The 12,071-nt window shown below is 73.9% G+C and carries 13 protein-coding genes and 1 pseudogene; 6 read left to right on the top strand and 8 right to left on the bottom strand.

What is annotated here, in order from left to right; translation table 11 throughout:
- Positions 1–67: 67 nt before the first annotated feature.
- Positions 68–499 (bottom strand): hypothetical protein, encoded by a 432-nt coding sequence (locus ACWGKQ_RS10060; RefSeq protein ID WP_453291411.1) that lies wholly within the window; start codon positions 497–499, stop codon positions 68–70.
- A gap of 83 nt (positions 500–582) precedes the next feature.
- Here ACWGKQ_RS10060 and ACWGKQ_RS10055 point away from each other — a divergent pair, with 83 nt between their 5' ends.
- Both ACWGKQ_RS10055 and ACWGKQ_RS10050 read left to right on the top strand, forming a co-directional pair.
- A complete protein-coding gene (locus tag ACWGKQ_RS10055) occupies positions 583–1,356 on the top strand; it encodes an MBL fold metallo-hydrolase (protein ID WP_453291410.1) in 774 nt (257 codons plus the stop codon).
- A 14-nt stretch (positions 1,357–1,370) separates the two neighbouring features.
- Positions 1,371–2,006 carry a DedA family protein gene (locus tag ACWGKQ_RS10050; protein ID WP_453291546.1) on the top strand — a complete coding sequence of 212 codons (636 nt, stop codon included), beginning with the start codon at positions 1,371–1,373 and terminating at the stop codon, positions 2,004–2,006.
- 41 nt (positions 2,007–2,047) lie between these two features.
- Here ACWGKQ_RS10050 and ACWGKQ_RS10045 read toward each other — a convergent pair whose 3' ends face one another.
- The 3 genes from ACWGKQ_RS10045 to ACWGKQ_RS10035 form a co-directional block, all read right to left on the bottom strand.
- A complete protein-coding gene (locus ACWGKQ_RS10045; protein ID WP_453291409.1) occupies positions 2,048–3,163 on the bottom strand; it encodes an MBL fold metallo-hydrolase in 1,116 nt (371 codons plus the stop codon).
- Positions 3,160–4,464, bottom strand: coding sequence for an aminotransferase class I/II-fold pyridoxal phosphate-dependent enzyme (locus tag ACWGKQ_RS10040; protein ID WP_453291408.1), 1,305 nt, complete (start codon positions 4,462–4,464; stop codon positions 3,160–3,162). Before ACWGKQ_RS10040 ends, ACWGKQ_RS10045 begins: the two co-directional genes overlap by 4 nt.
- Before the next feature lie 175 nt (positions 4,465–4,639).
- On the bottom strand, positions 4,640–5,626 hold the full coding sequence (locus tag ACWGKQ_RS10035) for a hypothetical protein (protein ID WP_453291407.1): 987 nt from the start codon (positions 5,624–5,626) through the stop codon (positions 4,640–4,642).
- 154 nt (positions 5,627–5,780) lie between these two features.
- Between ACWGKQ_RS10035 and ACWGKQ_RS10030 the strand changes: the two are divergent.
- Positions 5,781–6,139: pseudogene (locus tag ACWGKQ_RS10030) on the top strand (DJ-1/PfpI family protein); the annotation flags it as partial.
- A 3-nt stretch (positions 6,140–6,142) separates the two neighbouring features.
- On the opposite strand, the gene ACWGKQ_RS10025 reads toward ACWGKQ_RS10030, so the two are convergent.
- The 3 genes from ACWGKQ_RS10025 to ACWGKQ_RS10015 all read right to left on the bottom strand — a co-directional run bounded on the left by ACWGKQ_RS10025 (position 6,143) and on the right by ACWGKQ_RS10015 (position 8,950).
- Complete coding sequence (locus tag ACWGKQ_RS10025) at positions 6,143–6,400, bottom strand: DUF6158 family protein (RefSeq protein ID WP_453291406.1); 258 nt, start codon at positions 6,398–6,400, stop codon at positions 6,143–6,145.
- Positions 6,401–6,495: 95 nt separating this feature from the next.
- Positions 6,496–8,115, bottom strand: a complete 1,620-nt coding sequence (locus tag ACWGKQ_RS10020) for an ABC-F family ATP-binding cassette domain-containing protein (RefSeq protein ID WP_453291405.1) — start codon at positions 8,113–8,115, stop codon at positions 6,496–6,498.
- A 187-nt stretch (positions 8,116–8,302) separates the two neighbouring features.
- A complete protein-coding gene (locus ACWGKQ_RS10015) occupies positions 8,303–8,950 on the bottom strand; it encodes a histidine phosphatase family protein (RefSeq protein WP_453291404.1) in 648 nt (215 codons plus the stop codon).
- Between the two features lie 69 nt (positions 8,951–9,019).
- On the opposite strand from ACWGKQ_RS10015, the gene ACWGKQ_RS10010 reads away from it, so the two are divergent.
- From ACWGKQ_RS10010 to ACWGKQ_RS10000, 3 genes are all read left to right on the top strand, one after another.
- Positions 9,020–10,507, top strand: a complete 1,488-nt coding sequence (locus tag ACWGKQ_RS10010) for a phosphatase PAP2 family protein (protein ID WP_453291403.1) — start codon at positions 9,020–9,022, stop codon at positions 10,505–10,507.
- Between the two features lie 142 nt (positions 10,508–10,649).
- On the top strand, positions 10,650–11,465 hold the full coding sequence (locus ACWGKQ_RS10005) for a class I SAM-dependent methyltransferase (RefSeq protein ID WP_453291402.1): 816 nt from the start codon (positions 10,650–10,652) through the stop codon (positions 11,463–11,465).
- A 48-nt stretch (positions 11,466–11,513) separates the two neighbouring features.
- On the top strand, positions 11,514–11,684 hold the full coding sequence (locus tag ACWGKQ_RS10000) for a hydrophobic protein (RefSeq protein ID WP_453291401.1): 171 nt from the start codon (positions 11,514–11,516) through the stop codon (positions 11,682–11,684).
- Positions 11,685–11,714: 30 nt separating this feature from the next.
- Here the strand turns inward: ACWGKQ_RS10000 and ACWGKQ_RS09995 are convergent.
- On the bottom strand, positions 11,715–12,071 hold a 357-nt coding region (locus ACWGKQ_RS09995), incomplete at its 5' end, for a GvpL/GvpF family gas vesicle protein (RefSeq protein WP_453291400.1).

Below are 12,071 nucleotides of genomic sequence, written 5' to 3'. Positions count from 1 at the left end.
CGCCCACACTGTCACACGGCTGTGCGTCGGATACGCATGAGCGCCGATCAGCGCGGGGACAGGGGGCCTACCTGCCGTCGTAGCCCGCCGTCGGCATCGACAGGCGGCGGTGGACCATGGCCTTCATCCGGGCGTCGTAGCGGGGTTCGGCGCGGCCCACGGTCTCCACCCGGACCCCGCGTCTGGCGCACTCCGCCATGAAGTCCTCGACCGACGAGAGCGCGCTCTCCAGGACCCGTCTGCTCGGAGCGACGAAGACGTCGAGGCCGGGCCGGACGCCCGCCCACAGGGCGCTGTGGTCGTGGCGCAGGCCGCGGACCAGGAGTTCGCGGGCGATGACGTATCCGTGTTCCACCGCCCAGCGCGCGCACATCGCGTGCTGGCTGCGCGAGTCGACCAGGAAGGGGTCGATCTCCAGCTCCTCCAGGGGCGTCAGACTCGCGATCGCGGTCACCCGCAGCGGCACGAGCCCGACGGAGGCACCCCGCACCTGTCCCATGGCGTCCCCCTCACCTCCGGGTTTCGCCGCCGACCCTACTCCTGCACGTACGCTTCGGGGAGTCGCGCGAAGGAGGCAAAGAAGTGCCGGTGGAGATCACCTGGTGGGGTCACGCCACCTGCACGATCGAGGATTCGGGCGTACGTGTGCTCACCGATCCGCTGTTCGCGCGCCGGCTCGCGCATCTGCGGCGCCGCCGGGGTGCCCCGCCGCCGTCCGAGGCCCGCCGCGCGGACCTCGTACTCGTCTCCCACCTGCACGCGGACCATCTGCACGTCCCCTCGCTCGCCGGGCTCGCCCCGGGCACGCGCCTGCTCGTGCCCCGGGGCGCACCACGGGCGGTGCCCGCGCTCCGCAGGCTCCGTCAGCTGCGGATCACCGAGGTGGGAGTGGGGGACGAGATAGCCGTCGGCCCCCTCGTCGTACGGGCCGTACCCGCGCGCCACGACGGCCGCCGGCTGCCGGTCGGTCCGCACCGCTCCCCCGCGCTCGGATACGTCGTCGAGGGCGCGGCACGGACGTACTTCGCCGGGGACACCGGGCTGTTCGACGAGATGGCCGAGGCGGTCGGGCCGGTGGACGTGGCCCTGCTGCCGGTCGGCGGGTGGGGGCCGCACCTCGGCGAGGGCCATCTGGACGCGGGCCGGGCGGCGCGGGCGCTGGCGCTGCTGTCGCCGCGCAGTGCGGTGCCGGTGCACTACGGGACGTACTGGCCGATCGGCATGGACGCGGTGCGCCCGCACGAATTCCATGCGCCGGGCGAGGAGTTCGTGCGCCTCGCCGCCGAGTACGCGCCGCAGGTGGCGGTGCACCGGCTCGGTCACGGGGAGAGCGTGCGGCTGGAGGTCGCACGGTGAGACTGCTGGTGGTCATGGCGGCCGCCGCCGGCTCCACGGCGGCGACCTCCACCTCTACCGAGTCCACGCAGCAGGCGATCGGGTATCCGACGCTGTTCCTGCTGGTGCTGATCGGGGCGTTGGTGCCGGTGGTGCCGACGGGGGCGCTGGTGAGTTCGGCGGCGGTGGTGGCGTTCCATCAGACGGCGCCGTTCGCGCTGGCGCTGGTGTTCGTGACGGCGTCGCTGGCGGCGTTCCTGGGGGATGCGGCGCTGTACTGGCTGGGGCGGCGGGGGCTGCGGTCGAAGAACGGGTCGCGGTGGCTGGCGGCGATCCGGGCGCGGGCGCCGGAGGAGCGGTTGTCGCAGGCGCAAGGGAAGCTGGCCGAGCATGGGGTTGCCGTGCTGGTGTTGTCCCGGCTGGTGCCGGCCGGGCGCATCCCGGTGATGCTGGCCTGTCTGCTGGCCGACTGGCCGTTGCGGCGGTTCGCACGGGGGAATGCGCCGGCCTGTCTGGCGTGGGCGGTGACGTATCAGGTGATCGGGATTCTGGGCGGGTCGTTGTTTCCGGAGCCGTGGGAGGGGGTGGTGGCGGCGGTGGGGCTGACCGTGGTCATCAGTGTGGCGCCGAGTGTGGTGCGCAGGGTTCGGGGTGGTGCGGTGCGTGGCTGACTGCGGGTGAGTGGGGGCTGGTCGCGCAGTTCCCGCGCCCCTTACGGGGCGCTCCACTCCAGCACCTTTGAAGCGCCCACCGGCAGGTCCCAAAGGTCCTCCCGGTCCAGTCCCGCCTTCTCCCATGCCGCCCGTACCCGCGTCAGCGGCTCGAGGACCGGCTCCGCGGAAAGAATGAAGGTCCCCCAGTGCATGGGGGCCATCCGCCTCGCGCCCAGGTCCTGGGTCGCCCGGACCGCCTCCTCCGGGTCGAGGTGGACGTCGCTGAGCCACCAGCGGGGGTCGTAGGCGCCGATGGGTATCAGGGCGACGTCGATACCCGGGTAGCGGCGGCCGATGCGGGAGAACCAGTGGCCGTAGCCCGTGTCGCCGGCGAAGTAGACGCGTCCGCCGTCGGGCGCGGTCAGGACCCAGCCGCCCCAGAGGCTGTGGCAGGCGTCGGTGAGGGTGCGCTTGGACCAGTGGTGGGCGGGGACGAAGTCGAAGCGGACCCCGGACAGTCGCGCCGCCTCCCACCAGTCCAGCTCGGTGACGGTGGTGAACCGGCGGCGCCGGAACCAGCGGCCGAGGCCGGCCGGCACGAACACCGGGGTGTCGCGCGGGAGACGGCGCAGGGTGGGGGCGTCCAGGTGGTCGTAGTGGTTGTGGCTGATGACGACCGCGTCGACGCGCGGCAGGGTCTCCCAGGGGACGCCGACCGGAGTGACGCGGGCGGGGGTGCCGAGGATACGGCGGGACCAGACCGGGTCGGTGAGGACGGTCAGACCGCCGATCCGGACGACCCAACTGGCGTGTCCCGCCCAGGTGACGGAGACCGTGTCGACGTCCGCGCGGGGCAACGGGCCGGGTTCGTAGGGCAGCCGGCGGACGTCGGCGAGGCCCTCGCGGCCGGGGCGGACGGAGCCCTCGCGGGCGAAGCGGGCCATCGCCTTGAGGCCGGGCAGCGGGGCGGTCAGGCGGTCGTGGAAGGTCCGCGGCCAGACCCGGAGTTCGCCCAGCGGACGGGGTTCGGCGAGCGGCGGGAACGGCGGCGCGGAGGCCCGGGTACCGGCTTCTCCGGTCGTCGTAGCAGGCGTCGTGAGGGCAGGCGTCGTGGGGGCAGGCGTCGTGGGGGCAGTCGTCGTCGCGGGTCCTGGCTCATGCGTCTGCTGCGTCATCGAGGAGGCTCCCATCGCTGAACGTCGTCGCGGAGATCGTCGAGTACCGATCTCAAGGACATCAACGCGCGTTGCACGTGTGGCAGTTCCAACGGTGTGGGTGACGTGAGGCATTCCAGGCGTTCCGCGTCGGTGCCGCCCAGCAGCGACCCGGTGGCGAACCGGACGCGCAGCGCGCCGAGGTCGTCGCCGAAGCGGTGGCCGCCGGGTGCGGGCAGGCCGAGCCGGGCGGTGAGGAAGTCCTCCAACTCCTGCGCGTCGCCGACCCCGTGGGCGCCGAGCGCGGCGCGCAGCGGCTCTAGGTCGGCGTACAGGTGACGGCCGGCCTGCGGGGGCCGGGCCAGGGCGCCGCCGGCGACGACCGCGGTGTGCACGGCGGCGGCCACGCGCGCGTGCAGCCGTACGACGGCCTCCCGGCGGGCGGTGACGGGTGCGGGTTCGTCGAGCGCGTGGCCCGCGGCGGCCGCGACCGGTCCGGCGAGGCGGGCGCCCAGCGCCGTGAGGATGTCGAGCACGCGTGCGTGCAGGGCCGTGCCGGTGGCGCCCTCCGGGAACCGGGCGACGGCGGCGGGCCAGCCGGCCGGCAGCAGGGCACCGGCCAGGTCGGTGACGACGGTGACCCGGTCCGGGAGCATCTCGGCGGGGCTGAGCAGCACGGTGGCGTCGGGGGCGTGCAGGGTGTCGCGCCAGGTCTCGTCGCTGACCAGGTGCAGACCCGCGGCGGTCGCGGCCTCCACGGTCTCGTGCAGCAGTTCGGGCGGGGCGACGGTGGCGGTGGGGTCGTCGGCGACGGAAAGCACGAGCAGCCGGGGGTCGCCGCCCTCGTCCCGGATCCGGCGCACGGTCTCCAGCAGCGCGTACGGGTCGGGCGCGCCTCCGGACTCGGCGGGGGTGGCCACGTGGAAGACGGGCCGGCCGAGGACTCTGGCGTACGGCGCCCACCAGGCGGCGCAGGGACGCGGCACCAGGATGTCGCCGCCGAGCGCGGCGGTGAGCGCCAGCAGCAGGGCGGGGGCGCCGGGGCCTGCGGTCACCCGGCCGGGCGGGACGGGCAGGCCGCGGCGTTCCCAGTAGCCGCAGGCCGCGTCCAGCAGCGCCGGTCCGCCGCCGACGGGCTCCTCCGCGCCCCGGTCCGCGGCGGCGGCCAGTGCGGCGGCGAGCTCGGGCAGCACGGGCAGCCCGTCGTCGGGCAGGGGTGGCCCGTAGCGGACGGGCCCGTGGCCTTCGGGCGACGCCGTTGCGCTCTCCTCCGGGGTGGCGCCGCTCGCCGGTCCGTGGCCCGCGGGATCCGTCCGCCGCATGTCGTCCGCCTCCGCGCAGTCCGTGGTGCCGTGTGCTGTCCGGTCCGGGCCGTGCTCCGCCGTCGGGTCGTGCGTACGGTGCCGGGTATGGGTACGGCGCCGGGTCGTGTGTACGGTGCCGGGTCGTGTGTACGGTGCCGGAGTGGTCGCTCCGGGGTACCCGGTGCCGGCCCGGTCACCCGCCCGCGCCGAACCGCCTGCCCCACAGCCGGTACACGGCGCCGCAGCAGGCGGCCGCGATCAGCATCGCGCCCGCGACCAGCGCCGGTACGGACGTGTTGTAGGTGCCCCCGTCCCCTGCCTCCACCCCGTGCTGCACACCCGCCACGGCACACGAGCCGTCACCGCCGCGCGCCCCGCCGCACTCCTGCCGGTCGTCGCCGCCACCGCACGACTGCTGTCCCCCTGAACAGGGGGGCCGCTCACCGTTCCCTCGGGGAACGTCACCGTCCCCGCGGGAGGCCGTTCCGTCGTCGCCCCGGGAGGCCGTTCCGTCGTCCCCGCGAGCCGCGGTGCCCTCGTCACCGTGAGGGGCCGGGTCCGTGCCCTCGTCGCCGTGGCCGAACATGCCGTCGTCCCCGCGCGAGGTCAATCCGTCGTCCCCGCCGGTGATCACCCCGGCGTCCCCGTCAGGAGCTGTTCCCCCGCCGCCCTGGAACACCGTGCCGCCGTCTCCCACGGAAGCCGTGCCGCCGTCGGCCGGGGCGACCGCGAGGTGCGCGCTCCAAGGCCGTGCCTGTGCTCCGCTCGCCGCCGGGCAGGTCCCGTCGACGGTGCGGGTGCCGTCGTGCCCGGCGCCCGCCGTGCCCCCGAGCGCGTCTCCCGCCGCCCCGTCCCCCTCCGCGTAGTTCGCCGTCCTGTCCCCGGAGACGACCTGCGCTGTGCCCCGGTAGAGGAGCCCGCCGCCCTGCTCGACCCTGGCCAGCCGCACGGTGCGCCCGGCGAACGCCGACGACGTGGCGTCGATGGCCGAGGGCGCCTGCCCGCTCCCCGCGCCGCCGGCCTTCTCGCAGGTCACGGAGACGACGACGGTGGTGCCGGGACGGGCGCTGCCGGGGCTGACCTCGGCGGCGGGGCCGGTGGCCGCGACGGCCGTACCGGTGGCGCCGAACGCGGCACCCGCCAGGACGGCGACGGACAGGGTGCGAACGGTGCGGCGCATGGGAGGAGCTCCTTGCACGGACGACTCGGAGGCACGGGGCCCGTACCCCCGCAGCCATCACAGCCCGCCGCACGCCGCACCGCGCGCGGCCGGACCCCATTCGCGGGACACGCGCCCCCTTTCGGGTGACAGCACGCGCCGGTTCCGGCGTGTCGGGCACGAGCCGGTGCTGGGGTCGACGGAGCCGGGGCGGATCCAGGCTTTCGATCACCTGGACAAGGCGGAGACCTTTCCGGTGGACGAGGTGGTCGGCGAGACGTCGGCGGACTCGTTCGGGGCGCTCGTGCTGCCGGGCGGGGTCGCCCATCCGGACTTCCTGCGGATGGACGGGAAGGCCGTCGCGTCCGTGAGGGGCTCGACATCCACAACGCGGGCGGCACCTGGGTCGACGAGCAGGTCAAGGTCTGCGACGGCGGCCCGAACAAGCTGGTCACCAGTCGTAGGCCGGACGATCTCAAGGCGTTCTGCGCGGCCTTCCTCGACGTCTTCGCCGAGTCCGGGGCGGCGGTCTGAGGCTCAGCCCGCGGAGGCGCCCGGGGTCGCGGTCTCGGCGCAGTTCCGCTCGCGGGCACCCTCGCGGGTGCGGCCGGAGGCGACGCGACGGCGCGGATTGCGTCGCAGGTACTCGCCCTCCAGCTGCGCCATGCGCTCGTTGTGGGCCCGCAGCGCGTCGTTCGAGCCGTACAGCAGGGTGTCGTGGCGCGTCCGGTGGATGTTCTCCAGCTCCTTCATGAGCTGCTGGTCGTCCAGCCGGCTGGGGTCGACTCCGGTCATGGTGGTACCCCGCTCGTCGTGTGGGTCCCGGCGGTCCGGATTCCTGCCTCCACTGTACGAACATCCGGGCGGGCGGGCCTCTCTACCGCGCCTGCCTACCGCGCCCGCTCCACCCGGCGCTCGTCCCACACCGGCTCCGGGGTCTCACGGACCCGGCCGTCGCTGCCGAAGACCAGGTAGCGGTCGAAGGAGCGGGCGAACCAGCGGTCGTGGGTGACGGCGAGCACCGTTCCGTCGAACGCCTCCAGACCCTCCTGGAGAGCCTCGGCGGACTCCAGGTCGAGGTTGTCCGTCGGCTCGTCCAGGAGCAGTGCCGTTACACCCTGTAGCTCCAGCAGGAGGATCTGGAACCGGGCCTGCTGGCCGCCCGACAGCCGATCGAAGTTCTGTTCGGACTGCTGGGTGAGTTCGTAGCGGCGCAGCCGGGACATCGCCGCGCCACGGTCCTGGGAGTGCTCCGTCCACAGGATGTCCAGCAGGGTGCGGCCCTCCAGTTCGGGGTGCGCGTGGGTCTGGGCGAAGTGCCCGGGCACCACCCGCGCGCCCAGCTTCCACTGCCCCGTGTGCGCCACGTCCTCGCCGGCCAGCAGCCGCAGGAAGTGCGACTTGCCGGAGCCGTTGGAGCCGAGGACGGCGACCCGCTCGCCGTAGAAGACCTCCAGGTCGAACGGCTTCATCAGGCCGGTGAGTTCGAGCTGCGCGCAGGTGACGGCGCGTACGCCGGTGCGGCCGCCCTTGATGCGCATCCTGATGTCCTGCTCGCGCGGCGGCTCGGGCGGCGGGCCGGCCTCCTCGAACTTGCGCAGCCGGGTCTGGGCGGCCGCGTACCGGGACGCCAGTTCATGGGAGATCGAGGCGGCCTGGCGGAGGTTCAGCACCAGCTTCTTCAGCTGGGCGTGCTTCTCGTCCCAGCGGCGGCGCAACTCCTCGAAGCGGGCGAAGCGTTCGCGCCGGGCCTCGTGGTAGGTGGCGAAGCCGCCGCCGTGCACCCAGGCGTCGGCGCCGGTCGGCGAGGGCTCCACGGAGATGATCTTCTCGGCGGAGCGAGCGAGGAGTTCGCGGTCGTGGGAGACGAACAAAACCGTCTTGCGGGTGTCCTTCAGCTGCTGTTCCAGCCAGCGCTTGCCGGGCACGTCGAGGTAGTTGTCCGGCTCGTCGAGCAGCAGCACCTCGTCGGTGCCCCGGAACAGCGCCTCCAGCACCAGCCGCTTCTGCTCGCCGCCGGAGAGGGTGCGCACCTGCCGCCACTGGGCCTTCTCGTACGGCACCCCGAGCGCGGCCGTGGTGCACATGTCCCAGAGCGTCTCGTGCTCGTACCCGCGCACCTCGGCCCAGTCGGCGAGGGCCTGCGCGTACCGCAGCTGGGCCGCCTCGTCGTCGACGGTCATGAGGGCGTGCTCGGCCTTGTCGACGGCCTGCGCGGCCTGCCGGATCCCGGGCGGTGCGACGGAGACCAGCAGGTCACGCACGGTCGTCTCGTCCCGTACGGAGCCCACGAACTGGCGCATCACCCCGAGACCGCCGCTCACGGCCACGGTGCCGCCGTGCGGCTTCAGCTCGCCGGAGATCAGGCGCAGGAGCGTGGTCTTGCCGGCGCCGTTGGGCCCGACGAGGGCGACGGCGGCCCCCTCGCCCACCCGGAACGACACATCGCCGAGCAGCGCCCTCCCGTCGGGGAGGTAGTACTCGAGGTGTGCGGCTTCCAGATGTCCCATGGTGAGGGATTCTGCGGGGCACCCCCGACCTGGGGCAAACCGTTATCTGGCCGGGTGCGGGCCGGTGGGGGCTGGTCGCGCAGTTCCCCGCGCCCCTTTGGGGCGCGTTACGGCAGCGCCCCTTCAGGGGCGCGGGGAACTGCGCGAGCAACCACGACGTACCCGCACCCGAAATCCCTCGGCCCCCCTACTCCACCGGCTCCCCCGTAGGCCCGCTCGCCCCCGCCGGCTCCACCACCGCCCCCTCCCAGGACAGCGCCTTCCAGCCGTCGGCCGGGGAGCCCTCCAGGATCACCACACCGGTGTTCTCGAGGGGGCGGGAGGCGGCGTAGGGGACGTCGACGTTGTCGGCGCGGGCCGACGTCCAGAGGCGGATCGCGGCGCCGTGGCTGATCATGGCGACCGTCCCGGCGCCGCTCGCCGCGGCCTCGGCGATCACGGCGTCGTAGCGGCCCAGCACCTCGTCCCCGCTCTCCCCGCCGGGCATGCGCAGCGCGGTGTCCCCGGCCGCCCAGGCGAACACGGTCCGCATGTACTCCTGGCCCCGCTCGGAGTGGCCGGGCAGCAGCTCCAGGTCGCCGGCGGACACCTCCCGGATGCCGTCGCGGACGACCGGGTCGAGGCCGCGGGCGGCGGCCAGCGGGGCGGCGGTGAGCCGGGTGCGGGTGAGGGTGGAGACGTAGAGGGCCTCGATGTCCTCGTCGGCGAGAGCCCCGGGAAGGGCCGCCGCCTGCTGCTCGCCGAGGGCGGTCAGACCGGGACCCGGTACGGCGGTGTCGAGCAGGAAGTCGACGTTGGTCGGGGTCTGCCCGTGACGTATGAGGAGCAGGCGCATCCAGGTTCCTCTCACTCGACCGCACCGCGTGCCGGCAGGAAAGTGCCACTTCAGGGTAACCGCACCCGCATGAGCCCAGATTTCGACCTGACCGTCCCGAAGCCCGGCCGGCACGCCCTGCGCGACCGGCTCCTCGCCCTCGACAGCCGGCTGTTCGAGATCGCCGCCGAGCGGAACTGGCCGTTCGCCGAGCCGGTGCTGCCCCGGCTGAGCCGGAGCGCCAACCACGGGGTGCTGTGGTTCGCGGCGGCCGCCGCGGTGGCCGCGACCCGCACACCCCGGGCCCGCCGGGCCGCCGCCCGCGGTCTGGCCTCCCTCTCCCTGGCCTCGCTGACCATCAACACCCTCGGCAAGCGCTCGGTGCGCCGCCCCCGCCCGCTCCTGGACCCGGTGCCCGCGGTACGGCACCTGAAGCGGCAGCCGATCACCACCTCGTTCCCCTCCGGGCACGCCGCGTCGGCGGCCGCCTTCGCGACCGGGGTGGCCCTGGAGTCCCCGGCGTGGGGCGCGGTGGTGGCGCCGGTGGCGTTCTCCGTCGTCATGTCCCGGGTCTACACGGGCGTGCACTTCCCGAGCGACGTGCTCGCGGGTGCCGCGCTGGGCGCCGGCGCCGCGTTCGCCGTACGGCGGCTGGTGCCGACCCGGGCGCAGACCGGTCCGCCGCCCCGGCCGCGCACCGAGGCCCCGGCGCTGCCCGGCGGGGCCGGTCTGGTCGTGGTGGCCAACCGGGCCTCCGGCAGCGCGGACCGGATACGGGTGCTGCGCCACGAGCTGCCGGAGGCGGAGCTGGTGGAGTGCGAACCGGGTGACGTGCAGGCCGAGTTGGCGAAGGCGGCGGTGCGGGCCCGGGCGCTCGGGGTGTGCGGCGGCGACGGCACCGTGAACGCGGCGGCCCGCATCGCCCTGAGCCGCGGGCTGCCGCTCGCGGTGCTGCCCGGCGGCACCCTCAACCACTTCGCCTACGACCTGAGCGTGGAGGACGGCCGGGGCCTGGGCCGGGCGGTGCGCGAGGGCGAGGCGGTCCGGGTGGACGTCGGCCGCTTCATTTCCGGCGGCCGGGAGGGCGTGTTCCTCAACACGCTGAGCCTGGGCGTCTATCCGGAGCTGGTCCGGGAGCGGGAGCGCTGGGCGCACCGGATCGGCGGCTGGCCCGCCGAGGTGCTGGCCGCGCTGCGCGTGCTGCGCACGGACCGGCATCCGCTGAAGGTCGAACTGCGCGGCGAGACGCACCCGTTGTGGCTGCTGTTCGTGGGCAACGGCCTCTACCACCGGATGGGCCTGGCCCCGGGCCGCCGCACCGACCTGGCGGACGGGCAGCTCGACGTACGTGTGGTGCACGGCGGCCGGCATCCCGCGCTCCGCCTGCTCTCGGCGGCCCTCGCGAGCCCGCTCACCCGCTCCCCGGCCCACGCGGAGGCGCGGGTGCGCCGACTGCGGCTGACCGGCATCGCGGCCGGCACGCCCCTCGCATACGACGGTGAAGTCACCGAGGTGGCGGGCGAGATGACGGTGGAGAAGCTGCCGAAGGCGCTGACGGTGTACCGGCCGCTGCCCTGACCCGCCTACCGATCATGACCATCCGTCAGTCCACATCCCGAAACGCGGGTCTCATTATTCGGCATGCGGGCGTAGCGTTGCGGATACCGCGGGACGGGGTCGTCCGGCCCCGTCCGCCGGTGTGACGCGAAGGGGTTGAGCCATGTCGAAGCCACAGGAGACCGCCGTCTACACGCACGGGCACCACGAGTCGGTGCTCCGTTCCCATAACTCGCGAACCGTCGCCAACTCGGCCGCCTATCTGCTGGGTTCGCTCAAGCCCCATATGCGGATCCTGGACATCGGCTGCGGCCCGGGCACCATCACCGCCGACCTGGCCGCGCTGGTCCCCGACGGCCATGTCACCGGCGTCGACTACGCGCCGGGCATCCTGGACCAGGCCCGGGCGACCGCCGCCGGGCGCGGGCTGACGAACGTGGACTTCGCGGTCGCCGACGTGCACGCGCTGGACTACCCGGACGACACCTTCTGCGTGGTCCACGCCCACCAGGTGCTCCAGCACGTGGGTGACCCGGTGCAGGCGCTGCGCGAGATGCGCCGGGTCACCAAACCCGGCGGCTTCATCGCCGTACGCGACGCGGACTACGCGGCGATGACCTGGTACCCGGCGGTGCCGGGACTGGACGACTGGCTGGAGCTGTACCGGCGGGTGGCCCGTGCCAACGGGGGCGAGCCGGACGCCGGGCGGCGGCTGAGGTCCTGGGCGCTGGCGGCGGGGCTCACCGACATCACGGCCACCTCCGGCACCTGGACGTACAGCACGGCCCAGGAGCGGGCCTGGTGGGGCGGACTCTGGGGGGACCGCACGGTCGCCTCGTCCTACGCCGAGCGGGCCACGGAGGGCGGCCATGCGACCACGGAGCAGTTGGCGGCGATCTCAGCGGCGTGGCGGGAGTGGGCGGGGCAGGAGGACGGTTGGTTCGCCGTACTGCACGGAGAAATTCTCTGCCGTAAGTGAGCCTGAACCGCGGGTTTCGGGAAACTCGCGTTGCAGGAGGTTCACACTATGGTTCCCATTCTGCTGGTACTGCTTCTCGCCCTCATTCTCTTCGGTGCCGGATTCGCGGTGAAACTGCTCTGGTGGGTCGCGCTCGTCGTGCTCGTGCTGTGGCTCCTCGGATTCCTGGTCCGAGGTACGACCGGAAGCGGCGGCAGGGGCCGATGGTACAGGTGGTGACGCCACTCGCGCCCGTCGACGGGGCCGGAATCAGCCACGTGCTGCCGGCCCCGTCGGCGTCGGCTCGGTGGCCGGCTCGCCGGTCGGCTCGGTGAAGGAATAGGCCGCCCAGGGACCGGTGAGTTCCACCCGGATTTCCGGTGCCGTGCCCTTCGTGCGGTCGACCAGTTCCACGAATTCCTCGCAATCCACGCGTGGCACCAGATAAGCAGCGTCGAGGAGTTTCTGCGCGGACAGCCCGGAAAGCCGGGAATCCTCGGCACGCCCGGAAAGCCGCTCGTGCAGAATACGGGCGAATTCCTCGGCGGCCCGCGGCGGCCCGGCCGGGTGGAGTGGGGGGGTCCCCAGGACGCCCCCCACCCGGCTCATATAAACAAAACACAGCCC

Source organism: Streptomyces sp. NPDC054770, assembly GCF_053611985.1.
The sequence above is the reverse complement of the archived record's forward strand: the minus strand, read 5'-3'. Positions and strand labels throughout refer to the sequence as shown.